This is a genomic window from Pedobacter sp. Leaf41 (genome assembly GCF_001422545.1).
In the GTDB taxonomy this organism is placed as follows: Bacteria; Bacteroidota; Bacteroidia; order Sphingobacteriales; family Sphingobacteriaceae; genus Pedobacter.
The window spans coordinates 571,832-585,245 of the sequence record NZ_LMLE01000001.1 but is presented as its reverse complement, the minus strand read 5'-3'; the positions used below and the strand labels follow the sequence as shown (position 1 = coordinate 585,245).

Genomic DNA, 13,414 nt, shown 5'->3' with positions numbered 1-13,414 from the left:
TTTATAATACCTCCGGTGCTAATGATACAATTTTCATGAATTGTTTTTCACGTAGTTCTCTCGCAACCGGGCCAAAGATACGTGTACCTCTTGGCTCATCCTGTGCGTTCAATAATACAGCAGCATTATCGTCAAAACGGATATAAGAACCATCTTTACGACGGATTTCCTTTTTAGTTCTTACAACAACTGCTTTTGAAACTGTACCTTTTTTAATATTACCTGACGGTAATGCGCTTTTTACGGTAACAACTACTTTATCACCAATTGAAGCATAACGTTTGCCGGTTCCACCTAGCACGCGAATTACCAATACTTCTTTTGCGCCGCTGTTATCAGCAACGTTTAATCTCGATTCCTGTTGTACCATCTTATTTAGCTCTTTCTAAAATTTGTACCAATCTCCAGTTCTTGTTTTTACTCAAGGGACGAGTTTCCATAATCAATACTGTATCACCGATACCGCATTCGTTTTTCTCGTCGTGAGCCATAAATTTGGTAGTTTTCTTAACGAACTTACCATAAATCGGGTGCTTTACTTTACGTTCCACGCTCACTACAACAGATTTATCCATCTTGTTGCTTACCACTAATCCCGTTCTTGTTTTTCTTAATTGTCTTTCCATGTCGACTCTCAAATTATTTAGTTTCAGTAGCTGACTCAGTGTTTTTCACTTTAGTCAACTCAGTGTTTAAACGGGCTATGTCTTTCCTTACTTTCGCAATACGCGAAGGATTTTCGATAGCTGAAATAGTGTGTGCGAACTTTAATTTTGATAAGTTCTCTTTTTCTTCCGCAATCTTAGCTACTAATTCTTCTTTTGAAAGCCCTGTGATTTCTGAATTTTTCATTTTTCTTTTTTTTAAGTTGAGTGTAGCGGTTATAATAAACAAGTATTTACAACATTCACCTCAACATTCTACTATGCTTCTACGTAATCTCTACGTACTACGAATTTGGTTTGGATTGGTAATTTCTGAGCTGCTAAACGCAATGCTTCTTTAGCTACTTCTAAAGGCACACCTTCAGCTTCGAAAATTACGCGTCCGGGTCTTACAACTGCTACCCAATACTCAGGAGCACCTTTACCTTTACCCATACGTACCTCAGCAGGTTTTTTAGTTACTGGTTTGTCCGGGAAAATTCTGATCCATACCTGGCCTTCACGTTTCATGAAACGGGTTACCGCGATACGAGCAGCCTCTATCTGGCGACTTGTAATCCAAGTTGCTTCTAAAGATTTAATACCGAAAGATCCGAATGCTAATTCAGCTCCACGAGAAGCTAAACCCTTCATTCTGCCTTTTTGCATCTTCCTGAACTTCGTTCTTTTTGGCTGTAACATTTTATTTTGTTCTAATCGTTAAACGATGTTAATAAATCAATTATTTACGAGGACCTCTGTTAGCGCCTGCGCCACCACCTCTGTTTGCACCACCTTGGCCTGGACCACGACCGCCACCTTGGTTTCCACCACGTCTGTCGTTACCACCGCCACGGTTATCTCTTCCACCACCACGGTTATCTCTTCCACCGAAAGCGGGTTTATCTGATGCGCCTTTTGGACCGTTGTTTGTCGAACCGATGTTTGGAGACAAATCACGTTTTCCATAAACCTCACCTTTACAGATCCATACTTTAACGCCGATTTTACCATAAGTGGTTAAAGCTTCAGCTAAAGCATAGTCAATATCAGCACGGAATGTATGCAAAGGCACTCTTCCTTCTTTGTACTGCTCAGTACGTGCCATCTCTGCACCACCTAAACGACCAGAAGTCATGATTTTGATACCTTCAGCACCCATACGCATGGTTGATGCGATAGAAGATTTCATTGCTCTACGGAATGAGATCCTTGCTTCTAATTGTTTTGCAACACCTTCTGCAACTAATTGTGCATCAAGTTCTGGGCGTTTAATCTCGAAAATGTTAATTTGAATTTCCTTTTTAGTCAATTTCTTTAACTCTTCTTTGATTTTATCAACCTCAGCACCTGCTTTACCGATTACGATACCTGGGCGAGCTGTGTGAATTGTTACCGTGATACGTTTTAACGTACGCTCTATAACCACTTTAGCAACACCACCTTTAGCGATACGAGCAGAAAGGTATTTTCTTATTTTCTCATCTTCAACTAATTTATCGGAGTAGTTGTTGCCACCGAACCAGTTAGAATCCCATCCTTTGATGATACCTAACCTGTTACCTATTGGATTTGCTTTTTGTCCCATTTCCTAAAATTAGTTTTGAGTTGTTTCTGTACTTTTACTATCTACAATCAGCGTAACGTGGTTTGAACGCTTACGAATTCTATACCCACGGCCTTGAGGTGCTGGACGTAAACGTTTAAGTTGACGACCGCCATCTACCATAATCGTTTTAACAAATAACTCGCTTCCATCAGAAGTTTTGCCATTTTTAGCTTCCCAGTTGTTGATAGCAGATAATAATAATTTCTCAACTCTTATTGCTGCTTCTTTATTGGTAAACTTTAAAACACTTAATGCTTTTTCTACACGTTCACCTCTGATAAGATCTACAACCAAACGCATCTTACGCGGTGAGGTTGGACAATTGTTTAATTTTGCTATTGCTTCCATTGTCTAATTATTTTTTCTTTTCAGCGTGTCCTCTGAATGTTCTGGTTGGAGCAAATTCTCCCAACTTGTGACCAACCATGTTTTCTGTAACATACACAGGGATAAATTTATTACCATTGTGTACTGCAAATGTATGATTAACGAAATCTGGTGAAATCATTGATCTACGAGACCAAGTTTTGATTACAGACTTTTTGCCTGAATCATTCATAGAGTTTACTTTTTTCTCTACGTTATGGTCAATATAAGGTCCTTTTTTTATCGAACGAGCCATTATTTCTTCCTTCTCTCTATGATGTAACGATTAGAATATTTTTTAAGTTCTCTGGTTTTGTAGCCTTTAGCTAAAACGCCATTTCTTGAACGTGGGTGACCACCTGATGATCTACCTTCACCACCACCCATTGGGTGATCGACAGGGTTCATCGCTACCGGTCTAGTTCTCGGACGACGGCCCAACCAACGTTTACGACCAGCTTTACCTAATACTTCATTTGCGTGATCTGAGTTAGATACCGCACCTATAGTAGCAAGACAAGTAGTCAAGATTAAACGGGTTTCGCCTGAAGGCATTTTCAAAGTAGCATATTTACCATCGCGGGCAGCTAATTGTGCATAAGCACCTGCACTACGGGCTAATTGTGCTCCTTTTCCAGGGTGAATCTCCACATTGTGGATGATAGAACCTAATGGAATGTTCGATAATTTTAAAGTGTTACCTACTTCTGGAGCTGCTGTTTCGCCCGATAATAATACCGAACCCACTTGCAAACCTTCTGGAGCAATAATGTAACGCTTCTCGCCATCTGCATAATGTAATAATGCGATGCGGGCAGTACGGTTTGGATCGTATTCAACAGTAGCTACTGTTGCAGGAATATCGAATTTATCGCGTTTGAAGTCGATTAAACGATATGATTTTTTATGACCACCACCCATGTAGCGCATAGTCATTTTACCTGTGTTGTTACGTCCACCAGACTTTTTTGATGATACAACCAATGATTTTTCGGGCTTGGTTGCTGTAATCTCCGTAAAACTAGCACCAACTCTGAAGCGGGTACCTGGAGTAACTGGTTTAAATTTTCTTAAGCCCATAGTTATAATTAATTATTAAATTAAAGAGTTGCGTAATAATCTATTGTTTCGCCGTCTTTTAACGTTACGATTGCTTTTTTGTATTTCGGGCTACGGCCAGAAACAAAACCTGCTTTAGTGTAACGAGATTTCGCTTTTCCATCAACAACCATTGTGTTCACTGCTACGATGGTTACACCGTACAATTTCTCAATAGCCGCTTTGATTTGGATTTTGTTAGCCTTGTGGTTAACAGCGAATGTGAAACGGTTAGATTTTTCAGTTAAAGCTGAAGCTTTTTCGGTTAATATTGGTTTTTTTAAAATTTCCATATTACTTGGCAAATGCCTCCTCCAAAGTTTTAACAGAATCTGCAGTTAACACAAGTACACCAGCGTTTAATACATCATAAGTATTTAAATCTGCTGCCGAGATTACTTTAGTTTTCTGAACGTTTCTGCTTGATAAATAGATATTATTATTTTGTGCAGGTAAAACCAATAAAGTTTTTTGAGTACCTACGTTTAACGCAGCCAATAAACTTGTATAGTTTTTTGTTTTAGCTGTATCGAAGTTGAAATCTTCTAAAACTACCACGCTGTTATCTTTTGCTTTATAAGCTAAAGCAGATTTACGTGCTAATGATTTTAATTTCTTGTTCAATTTAAAGCTATAATCACGTGGTTGAGGACCGAAAACACGACCACCACCGTTAAATAACGGAGATTTAATGCTACCCGCTCTGGCACCACCTGTACCTTTTTGCTTGTATAGTTTACGAGTTGAACCAGCAATCTCATTACGTTGTTTAGATTTGTGAGTACCTTGACGTTGGTTAGCCAAATACTGTTTTACATCTAAATAAATCGCGTGGTCGTTAGGCTCGATACCAAATACCGATTCAGGAAGTTGCACCTTGGCACCTGTTTCTTTACCTGAAATGTTTAATACTTTAACTTCCATCTGATTACTTGTCTAAGATTACGTAAGAACCTTTAGCTCCTGGAATGGAACCACTAACTACTAATAGGTTTTGCTCAGCATAAACTTTCAAAACTTGTAAGTTTTGAACTTTTACTCTGTCTCCACCTGTTCTTCCTGCCATGCGCATTCCTTTGAATACACGTGAAGGGAATGATGATGCTCCCAATGAACCTGGGGCACGTAAACGGTTATGCTGACCGTGAGTCTGCATACCAACACCGGCAAATCCGTGGCGTTTTACAACACCTTGAAAACCTTTACCTTTTGAGGTACCTACAACATCAACAAAATCGCCTTCTGCGAATGCGTCAACGGTTACTACATCACCTAAGTTAAGTGAAGTTGTAAACGAATCGAATTCAACAAGTTTGCGTTTCGGAGTTGTGTTTGCTTTCGCGAAATGGCCTTTTAACGGTTGAGTTGTGTTTTTCTCTTTTTTCTCATCGTAACCCAATTGGATTGATGAATACCCGTCTTTTTCTTCGGTTTTCACTTGTGTAACTACACAAGGCCCAGCCTCGATTACCGTACAAGGAATGTTTCTTCCTTCGGCATCAAAGATACTGGTCATTCCTACTTTTTTTCCAATAATTCCTGACATTTTATCTTTTCTTTTTAACACCCATCGAAGCAGTAGGGCTTCGTTCAAGGTGGTTGTACATCCCCCGAAAGGGACGGCAAAGATAGACAAGAATTATTAATTTTCAAATAGTTAGCCAAATATTTTTTCAAATAAATTGTTGATATGTTGGCTTTTAACTTTTAACCAGATGTTAATGTGCCAAACCACCATTTAAACTGATGGTTATGATGGCAAGGATGATAAATCCGATAAGAACATAGAGATAATCTTTCTCTATCAAAAAGCTAAATATGGCAAAAATGATGCGGGCAATTGGCGTAAAAATGAGCATTAGGATACCAAACTGAACAATGGCATCGCCATGAAAGCTAGATAAGCCTTTAAAAATCTCTCCTATTGATGAAAACTTTGAGAGTTCTGGTTTAAAAACTTTATAATCGGTTATTACCCCTTTGTTATGGATAAGGAAAATGACACCACCAATCAGTACAATACTCATCGATATGATTACACCAGCACGCAGAAGCGTACCCAATACAACCTGGATATCCTTATCATTAATATTTTCGTTTTTCTCTTCGTTCATTTTACAAGCCGCTAATTCCTTTGTAAATCATTTGTAGTGCTAAAAACGTAACTACAACTGCAAACACAATTTTTAGTTTGTCGGTCTTAGTTCGCAACAAAACTTTCGATCCAATCGAAGCGCCGGTTAAAACTCCAATACAAACGGGCATTGCAATTCCAGGATCTATCTGACCGCGGTGCAAATAAACAATCGCGCTTGCAGCGGCTGTTACACCCATCATAAAGTTACTTGTGGTTGTCGACACTTTAAAAGGCAAACGCATGATGTTATCCATCGCGATTACTTTTAGCGCACCGCTACCAATACCTAAAAGACCAGAAAGGGTACCAGCAAAAAGCATCATCGCAAAACCAGCAGGCACATTTTTAACTGCATAAGGATGATCTACGCCCTTATCAGGATAACTACTGTTCAGTTTGAAAAATTTTGCCCATTTATCAGTCTTGTCTAAAGTAGTATGATCAATCTTTTTCTTCAACGTCATGATGGCGGAGAAAATTAAGATGCACCCAAAAATGATGGCGATATAATTTGCATTGAGATAAACAGCTACTACTGCGCCACAAATGGCTCCTATTGTAGTGGCAATTTCGAGAAACATACCGATTCGAATATTTGTAATTCCTTCTTTTACATAGGCTGCCGCAGAACCCGATGAGGTGGCTATTACCGAAACAATTGATGCACCGATGGCATAATGAATATCAACCCCTAGCGCCAGTGTTAATAGCGGAATTATAATTACACCTCCACCTAAGCCTGTTAATGAACCTAATAAACCTGCCAAAAAAGCGCCTAACAAAACGATGATGGTAAATAACAAAACCGACATGCGGGCAAATATAAGGGACAGTTTTTGGCTAAACGAAGGATTTATGGAATAAAATAAAGTCTATATATTATATGGATGATATAAATTGGAACCTGGTAATTAAAATTTATCAACGTGTTACAGGTGTCAGCTACGCTCTACTTTCAAGCTCATTTTCCATGAACGTATTGGCGGTTATCGTTTTCAAGGATACAGCAGTATAACTACAGCATACATTGAAACCAGGTGCCAGCTGAATATTTAATTCAGGATTTATGATGAAGCTTACTCTCCTTATTGATATCCATATTTTTAAAAGTCTCGATAACTTCGTAAGCAATCTGCCTAACCGTTCCTGGTATTGGATTGATGGTGGTTTTATTTCCATAAGCATCAGTAAGCTTCCATCCTGATGTATCTATCATTATTTGATCATTCCCGGCTAACGCTTTTATAATTTTAGCTCTCGTAAATGCAATTGAATTGGAATCGACAATTATCTTTTTATTGTTCCACCAGTTTTCTAATGATACTTTAATCAGACTAGACTGCTCAAGCTTCGGCAGATAATTCCAGCCTGCTCCTTTTGTATGTTCCAGCTTTAGCAAGCCAATAAAGTTGTTTACACTTTTTGATTGATAAGTTTCTGAACTACAGCTAAGCTGAATGTGATTAAGCTTCAATTGAGTGAGTAATGATTTGGATTGTTCAGCACTCTGGAATAGGATCAACATTCGTTTAGCAATTTGAGAAACCACCAGTTTATTTCTCAAATCATATTCCTGGCATAAACTTTCAACATCAGCCAAATGAGTTTGCAATTCGACAACCAATTCTGATTTTGCCACTACTTCCCTAACCTCCTAATCATTTCTGCACTGAGGTCTCTCCCATCATTCAATCGATTGGCAAAAAATGATTTTGCAGCCTCAAAATGTTCCTTATACCCTTTCAAATCACCATATCCTATTATCGATGCCCATTCATGAACAGCAGTGTGAAATTCCAAATCGTCGCCGCGGATAGATTTATCGTATAAAGCGGTGGTGATCGATTCTTCCAACATCTCCTCGTTTTTGAAAAGATATTCAGCTATTCCAAGCCTCAATTTAAATGGTGGGGTTTGACAAATTAAATTATCATAAGGATTTACGCCCATTTTATACCAGGCATAAACCATACTTAGCAAACTTAAGTGCGAATTTGGCTTTTGCTTATGATCTGCGTCAGAAAGGCTAAATTCTTTCATGATGTTGTCATCAAGGAGCAGAAGCGTTCTGCTCTCATGAAATACAAAATCGCGAGCAGCATAAATTTTCTCCCTAAATTCAATTTCATTTTCACAAATCATCAGCTTATATAATTCCGATTCTGCCTGAGCGTAATATTTCACCTGCTTCTGAGCATAAGGATTCAATATTGCTAAGCCAGCATAAATATGTGATTTGTAACTAAAAATTCTGAGCGTGGTTAAGATTTTCACATTATCGATTCCGCCAGCATACGCTGGGTTATCCCATGGAAAGAATCCTGCATTTTTCCAGGCTGACCCCATGCTTTCGAAGCCCATGTGAGTAACGGCTTGTGTATCGGCCACAATGCGGTCATGCTCACGATAATCGTCCATTTCGATGATATTCGATTTAAGCGAACGGTAAACGGCTAAAGCTTTAGCATAAACTTCATCGGTAGCCCGATGGCGAACGACCACCAGTGTTTGCCCTTCTGGACTAAAAGCAGGCCCGTGTAAAGAGTGGCAGGTTACAATCTGTGTATCATCTGGAAGGTGTTTCTCAAAAGCTGCAATTTCCGGATGTTTAACAGAGGTTTGTCCGGATACAATTGCGCCAAACTTTGTAGAACGGGCAAACGTAGAAACTACCTCATCAATCTTTTCTGCTTCCACACAGTAAATAATAAAGTCTGATTTGCGGGCCACTTCATGACCATCAATTAATACCTCGATTCCTTTCGGCTCTAATTCATTTTTTAAATCCGAAAACCTTAAAGGCATATCTGCCCCGCATACTTTATAACCTTCGCTTGCAAACGACAGCGCATATAATTTGCCCATATCGCCCAAACCGATAATTCCTATTTGCATGAGGCAAATGTAATCTATCAATAAGTAAATTATAATAAAACGTAGATAAAATTGTTATTTAACAGATAACGAAAACGCACAACAATTAAAATCTATAAAGCCATTAGTTAAAAATTATTAACTAGGAAATAGATAAAAATGTAGTTTTACACTCAAACACCTATATTTAAACTATGCAGAAAATTAAACACACCCTATTGTTTTTAGGCGCTATGCTATTTTTAAACATTGCTTTTGGTCAAACTTTGCCAGATACAACAAAAAACACCGATCCATCGCTAAATGGCCAGTATCAGTTTATGTTAAAAAAATCTAAGAGTTTATATGGCGCAAGGCTGATTAACCCTTCAAGATTATCTGGAGTGTGGAAAAGTGTAAATGATACCTTGAGGAAAGAACGCAAACAACTGCAAGAGGCAAAACAAGAAATTAAAACACAGGCACAAACCATTTCTACGTTGAAAGGCGAAGTTTCTGGAAAAGAAAACTCATTGGCAGATGCCACAGCTTCCGTTAATGAAATTAAATTTCTGGGGATATCTTTTAACAAAGGAACCTATAACACCATCGTTTGGGCAATTATTATTATTCTGGGCGCTGGCTTGGCAATAGTAATTTTTCAATCTGGTAAATATAGAAAGGAAGCAACTTACAGAACACAGCTTTACCAGGAAGTTGCAGATGAATTCCAGGCGCACAAGGTTAAAGCGAAAGATAAGGAAATGAAATTGGCACGTGAACTTCAGGACGAAAGAAATAGATGGGATGATTCTCGAGGAAGGTAATTGAGATCAAGATCAAGGTTGAGGCAAAAATCTCAACCTTGATCTCAACCAAATTAGGTTTCAGATGGAAATGAAATTCCTTTAATATTTCGATATAAATCTACAGCATAAAGATCAGTCATCCCCGAAACAAAGTCTAAAACACTTTGGGTACGGGAGTAAATATCAGGCAAATCAGTATGATACTGCTTTGGTATCAGTTTTACTAATTTTTTATAATAGTGGGTGTTGTTATTTATCAAAGCTGGCACAAACTCCTCCAGTAAACCCGCCATAATTTTGTAACCTGCAACTTCCTTTTGAATCACTGAAGAGAAATTGTAAATGCGTTGAATAGAAACTTTCTCAATTTCTTTCCAAGCAGAGCGATATGGTTCTGGTATCAGATCTGTAAGGCTATTATTCAAAGTTCCCTGAAGCAAACTTTCTTGTTCGCGGTAAAAAATATCTGCGCAAATATTGGTTAATGTGTTTATTGCCTTTGCCCTAAGAAGACCAATTTTGGCATCATCATCTTCATAATCATTTTTAAGTCTGTCTTCGATAGTTTTTGAATTAGCGAAGGGAAGCAAATAATTTTTCACCTCCTCGTAAGAAAGAATTTTTAAACGATGTGCGTCTTCCAAATCAATAATGCTATAACAAATATCGTCGGCAGCTTCTACCAGATAAACCAAAGGATGGCGTTTGTAAATTAAATATTCACCTTCTTCTTTTTTAAGCTGAAGTTCATTTGCAATTCTTTTAAACGTTTCTTCTTCCGACTGAAAAAAACCATACTTTTTCCGGTGCAACAAACCTTTTTGTTTGCCTGCAATAGAAGCGCAAGGATATTTTGCAATTGAGGCTAGGGTAGAATAAGTGAGGGCATACGCATCGTTACCTTTGCCCTTAAGTGGATGGGTAAGAATGCGGATGGCATTCGCATTACCTTCAAAATTAATCAAATCATGCCACTGCGATTCATTCATTTTATTTTGATAATCCTTGCCATCTCCATCAGTAAAATAACGTGAAATCGCAGCTTCTCCAGAGTGTCCAAATGCAGGATTTCCTAAATCGTGAGCAAGGGATGCAGCTGCAACAATATTTCCAACTTCATTTATAAGTGGAACATCTTTAATTAACTGAGGATTTTTTTCCTCCAAAGTATTCACAAAAATATTCGCCATGGAACGAGCAACGCTTGCTACTTCCAGACTATGCGTTAAACGGTTATGAACAAAAACACTCCCTGGTAATGGAAATACCTGAGTTTTATTTTGCAAACGCCTGAAAGGCGATGAAAAAATTAATCTATCGTAATCTCTTTGAAAATCCGATCTTGCTTTATCTCTATCACCCGTCCAACTTTCTTGGCCAAATCGTTTATTTGAAAGTAAATTTTTCCACTCCATTTTTAAAATTTGGTGCAAGTTACTCAAAAGCAGAAAATCCCATAGATAATAATTTTGAGAAACTTGACTTAAAACCATTTTTGCTTAAAGCTGTTCTTAATAAAAATACAATTATGAAAACAAGTATTTATAATAAGGAAGAGCATATTGAAGGTTATGTTGGCAAAGGTGACGATAGCACTAAATCAAAGCTTCAAAAGGAATACGAAAAAGGAAATGAGGGCAACGAAGTAACCAGTTATGGACAAGAAAGCGATGCAATAGCAGGAAATACGGCTGCTAAAGATGGCTTTGATAACAGCGGAACGCAGGGAAAGGATTCTTTAAGTGACGACACTTATAACAGTAAAGATGAGCACCCCACAGTTGAAAGTGCTGCAAGTAAAACTGGAAGTTCTTCAGATGACTTTGATTCGCCAAGCCAAAAAGAGGTTAAGCAAAGAGATGAAGACGATGTTTTAAATACTGGAATTTAAGAGGCTTATTATGGGATTACTAAAATATGTTGTAATTGGGGCGGTGGCCGTTTATAGTTTTAAATATGCCAGCAAAAAAAGAAAAATTGACGGAAAATCACTATTGGATGATTTAAAAGATGGTTTGAATGATGCTTTTTGTCAAGCCAAGGAATACAAAAATAGATTAGAGATGGACTATAATCAAACTACAAAACTTTACTGACAGCAATAACTACTTTATACTACAAAATTTGATTTATATCAATTACTTTTAACACTAAAAACTTGCAATAAGTTTGTTTAATTAGCAAATTTGCAAACATATTAGCACTCGCAGCCACATCTTAATCATCCTAAGGCTAAAACTAATTTATTGGGCTATAAAAATGGCTACTCTAAAAAACATCTAGCTGTTGAGTACTATCAGAATTATTCCTCTACCGGAAAAATCATTAACTATAAAGAGGGATTTTAACGAATCCTTCTTTATAAATCTTTCCCACCCAAACCTTTCTCATCGATACTATTTCTACTTCCAATATCTTCACCCTGACTTAGATTCTCGTTCTTTAGATTGTCTATGGTGTTAGATTCATTTTCTGTATTAGAAATGTGATCTTTACCTGGCGTGTTTTTACGCTTAAATTCAGAGTCGCTAACGGTATGTCCATAAGTTGCCTCTCCATTATCCCACTCTATATTACGATCAGTATTTTCATTTTGATCAGTTCTGTTATTATCAAGCTCCTTGTTCATCACACCTAAATATTTAATCTCTTTAAATGAATAACACCTAGATGGTTAATAAGGTTTAAACAATTTGTAATTACGCTAGATTATCTAATCTCACTAGCTAAAGTTTAGCGGATAATTATTCAGGTGTAATTAAATACACTATGTCAAGAAAGAATGCGCATCACCGTTCTGTTGTGAGAAAGGGAGTTAACAATGATCAGCGCTGCCTTAAAAAAGGCGTATAAATACATCGCTTTTACGTATTTAAACAGAGATCATTGACACTTGAATATATCGATATTTGGTTGACTACCAAACAACCTCAAATTTGAAATCCCCAATAAAGGTAATAATAGCCGATAACCACCCCATTATTAGAAATGGTATCACAACGTTAGTTGGAACTCAAGATAATATCGAAGTCATTGCCGAAGCTTCAAAGGGCTTCGAGGTAATCGATTTTTTGGAGAAAGGGAATCTTCCAGATATACTTATAACAGATATTGAAATGCCCGACTTGGATGGAATTGAATTGACCAAATTTATCAAAAGTAACTATCCACAAATTAAAGTTTTAATCTTAACGTCTGTTGATCAAGAAAAATTAATTACTAAATGCTTTGATGCTGGTGCCGATGGTTATTTATTAACAAATGTAACCACATCAGAAATCGTATTTGCAGTTGAACAACTTAACGCAGGTTACAAATACCTTAGCACTTCAATTGGGATGAAATTACTGGATCCAATTCAGAAAAAGGATTCGGTGGAAGCAGGGAGCATAAAACGGAGTGTTGAGTTTTCGAAACGAGAATTGACAATACTAAAGCTCATTGCCGAAGGCTTTACCAATACTGAAATTGCCGATACGCTATTTACAAGTAAGAGAACAATAGAGGGGAATCGACAAAATTTGCTACATAAAACAGGCAAAAAAAATACTGCTGAGTTAATCGGTTTTGCAATTAGAAATGCAATTATTGATTAGCTTTTCAATCCACTCCCTTACTTTGGTCTGATTTAGCAGAAACATCTGTATCCTTTATACTTGATCCATTCTCATCTCTATATTTAGGTGGATTGTCCATTCTGCTCTCTTCCAATTCTGAAAAATCGCTTCCTTTCTGATTTCCAACTTCCCCATGCGAAGAGGGTTTTTCCTTTAGTTCTTCTTCAGGATTGGCAAAATCCTGACCTTCGATAGGAAGATTTTCTTCCTTTTTAGTGGGTTTATTCATATCATTTAAACGAATAAAAACCCAATTTGTTTAACTGCCAGTTGAAACATTT

At 37.5% G+C, this 13,414-nt stretch carries 22 protein-coding genes; 4 read left to right on the top strand and 18 right to left on the bottom strand.

All coding sequences use genetic code 11. The features are described 5' to 3' along the window. Nucleotide 1: 1 nt before the first annotated feature. From rplN to ASE92_RS02530, 15 genes are all read right to left on the bottom strand, one after another. A complete protein-coding gene (gene rplN, locus ASE92_RS02600; protein WP_010599900.1) occupies nucleotides 2-370 on the bottom strand; it encodes a 50S ribosomal protein L14 in 369 nt (122 codons plus the stop codon). A 1-nt stretch (nucleotide 371) separates the two neighbouring features. Beyond that, nucleotides 372-626, bottom strand: coding sequence for a 30S ribosomal protein S17 (gene rpsQ, locus ASE92_RS02595; RefSeq protein ID WP_010599901.1), 255 nt, complete (start codon nucleotides 624-626; stop codon nucleotides 372-374). A gap of 13 nt (nucleotides 627-639) precedes the next feature. Next, entirely contained in the window at nucleotides 640-852 is a 213-nt protein-coding gene (rpmC, locus tag ASE92_RS02590) for a 50S ribosomal protein L29 (RefSeq protein WP_025145217.1), read from the bottom strand. A 71-nt stretch (nucleotides 853-923) separates the two neighbouring features. Further along, a complete protein-coding gene (gene rplP, locus ASE92_RS02585) occupies nucleotides 924-1,346 on the bottom strand; it encodes a 50S ribosomal protein L16 (protein ID WP_010599903.1) in 423 nt (140 codons plus the stop codon). Between the two features lie 40 nt (nucleotides 1,347-1,386). Then, nucleotides 1,387-2,232 carry a 30S ribosomal protein S3 gene (gene rpsC / locus ASE92_RS02580; protein ID WP_056848530.1) on the bottom strand — a complete coding sequence of 282 codons (846 nt, stop codon included), beginning with the start codon at nucleotides 2,230-2,232 and terminating at the stop codon, nucleotides 1,387-1,389. 9 nt (nucleotides 2,233-2,241) lie between these two features. Then, complete coding sequence (gene rplV / locus ASE92_RS02575; RefSeq protein ID WP_056848529.1) at nucleotides 2,242-2,601, bottom strand: 50S ribosomal protein L22; 360 nt, start codon at nucleotides 2,599-2,601, stop codon at nucleotides 2,242-2,244. 7 nt (nucleotides 2,602-2,608) lie between these two features. Further along, nucleotides 2,609-2,875: a 30S ribosomal protein S19 gene (gene rpsS / locus ASE92_RS02570; protein ID WP_010599906.1), complete on the bottom strand. Its 267-nt coding sequence runs from the start codon at nucleotides 2,873-2,875 to the stop codon at nucleotides 2,609-2,611. Beyond that, nucleotides 2,875-3,699: a 50S ribosomal protein L2 gene (gene rplB / locus ASE92_RS02565; protein WP_056848528.1), complete on the bottom strand. Its 825-nt coding sequence runs from the start codon at nucleotides 3,697-3,699 to the stop codon at nucleotides 2,875-2,877. The genes rpsS and rplB overlap by 1 nt, the downstream gene beginning before the upstream one ends. A gap of 20 nt (nucleotides 3,700-3,719) precedes the next feature. Beyond that, the gene (gene rplW / locus ASE92_RS02560; RefSeq protein ID WP_056848527.1) at nucleotides 3,720-4,010 is read right to left on the bottom strand and encodes a 50S ribosomal protein L23; all 291 of its coding nucleotides are present in this window, start codon (nucleotides 4,008-4,010) and stop codon (nucleotides 3,720-3,722) included. Between the two features lies 1 nt (nucleotide 4,011). Continuing rightward, entirely contained in the window at nucleotides 4,012-4,641 is a 630-nt protein-coding gene (gene rplD / locus ASE92_RS02555; RefSeq protein ID WP_010599909.1) for a 50S ribosomal protein L4, read from the bottom strand. Nucleotides 4,642-4,645: 4 nt separating this feature from the next. Next, nucleotides 4,646-5,263, bottom strand: coding sequence for a 50S ribosomal protein L3 (rplC, locus tag ASE92_RS02550; RefSeq protein ID WP_056849254.1), 618 nt, complete (start codon nucleotides 5,261-5,263; stop codon nucleotides 4,646-4,648). Between the two features lie 172 nt (nucleotides 5,264-5,435). After that, the gene (locus ASE92_RS02545; protein WP_056848526.1) at nucleotides 5,436-5,831 is read right to left on the bottom strand and encodes a DUF1634 domain-containing protein; all 396 of its coding nucleotides are present in this window, start codon (nucleotides 5,829-5,831) and stop codon (nucleotides 5,436-5,438) included. 1 nt (nucleotide 5,832) lies between these two features. Further along, nucleotides 5,833-6,666 (bottom strand): sulfite exporter TauE/SafE family protein, encoded by an 834-nt coding sequence (locus ASE92_RS02540; protein ID WP_056848525.1) that lies wholly within the window; start codon nucleotides 6,664-6,666, stop codon nucleotides 5,833-5,835. Between the two features lie 245 nt (nucleotides 6,667-6,911). Beyond that, entirely contained in the window at nucleotides 6,912-7,493 is a 582-nt protein-coding gene (locus ASE92_RS02535; RefSeq protein ID WP_056848524.1) for a hypothetical protein, read from the bottom strand. Continuing rightward, entirely contained in the window at nucleotides 7,493-8,749 is a 1,257-nt protein-coding gene (locus ASE92_RS02530) for a prephenate dehydrogenase (protein ID WP_056848523.1), read from the bottom strand. The genes ASE92_RS02535 and ASE92_RS02530 overlap by 1 nt, the downstream gene beginning before the upstream one ends. A gap of 173 nt (nucleotides 8,750-8,922) precedes the next feature. On the opposite strand from ASE92_RS02530, the gene ASE92_RS02525 reads away from it, so the two are divergent. Beyond that, nucleotides 8,923-9,534 (top strand): hypothetical protein, encoded by a 612-nt coding sequence (locus ASE92_RS02525; RefSeq protein WP_056848522.1) that lies wholly within the window; start codon nucleotides 8,923-8,925, stop codon nucleotides 9,532-9,534. Between the two features lie 53 nt (nucleotides 9,535-9,587). Here the strand turns inward: ASE92_RS02525 and ASE92_RS02520 are convergent, their stop codons facing one another. Continuing rightward, a complete protein-coding gene (locus tag ASE92_RS02520; protein ID WP_056848521.1) occupies nucleotides 9,588-10,931 on the bottom strand; it encodes a deoxyguanosinetriphosphate triphosphohydrolase in 1,344 nt (447 codons plus the stop codon). A gap of 113 nt (nucleotides 10,932-11,044) precedes the next feature. On the opposite strand from ASE92_RS02520, the gene ASE92_RS02515 reads away from it, so the two are divergent. After that, nucleotides 11,045-11,407 carry a hypothetical protein gene (locus tag ASE92_RS02515; protein WP_157255613.1) on the top strand — a complete coding sequence of 121 codons (363 nt, stop codon included), beginning with the start codon at nucleotides 11,045-11,047 and terminating at the stop codon, nucleotides 11,405-11,407. Between the two features lie 10 nt (nucleotides 11,408-11,417). Further along, on the top strand, nucleotides 11,418-11,612 hold the full coding sequence (locus ASE92_RS02510; protein WP_056848519.1) for a hypothetical protein: 195 nt from the start codon (nucleotides 11,418-11,420) through the stop codon (nucleotides 11,610-11,612). A 263-nt stretch (nucleotides 11,613-11,875) separates the two neighbouring features. Here the strand turns inward: ASE92_RS02510 and ASE92_RS02505 are convergent, their stop codons facing one another. Next, entirely contained in the window at nucleotides 11,876-12,145 is a 270-nt protein-coding gene (locus ASE92_RS02505; protein ID WP_056848518.1) for a hypothetical protein, read from the bottom strand. A 307-nt stretch (nucleotides 12,146-12,452) separates the two neighbouring features. Between ASE92_RS02505 and ASE92_RS02500 the strand changes: the two genes are divergently transcribed. After that, nucleotides 12,453-13,112: a response regulator transcription factor gene (locus ASE92_RS02500; protein WP_056849253.1), complete on the top strand. Its 660-nt coding sequence runs from the start codon at nucleotides 12,453-12,455 to the stop codon at nucleotides 13,110-13,112. A 4-nt stretch (nucleotides 13,113-13,116) separates the two neighbouring features. Here the strand turns inward: ASE92_RS02500 and ASE92_RS02495 are convergent, their stop codons facing one another. After that, on the bottom strand, nucleotides 13,117-13,362 hold the full coding sequence (locus ASE92_RS02495; RefSeq protein WP_056848517.1) for a hypothetical protein: 246 nt from the start codon (nucleotides 13,360-13,362) through the stop codon (nucleotides 13,117-13,119). Between the last annotated feature and the right edge of the window lie 52 nt (nucleotides 13,363-13,414).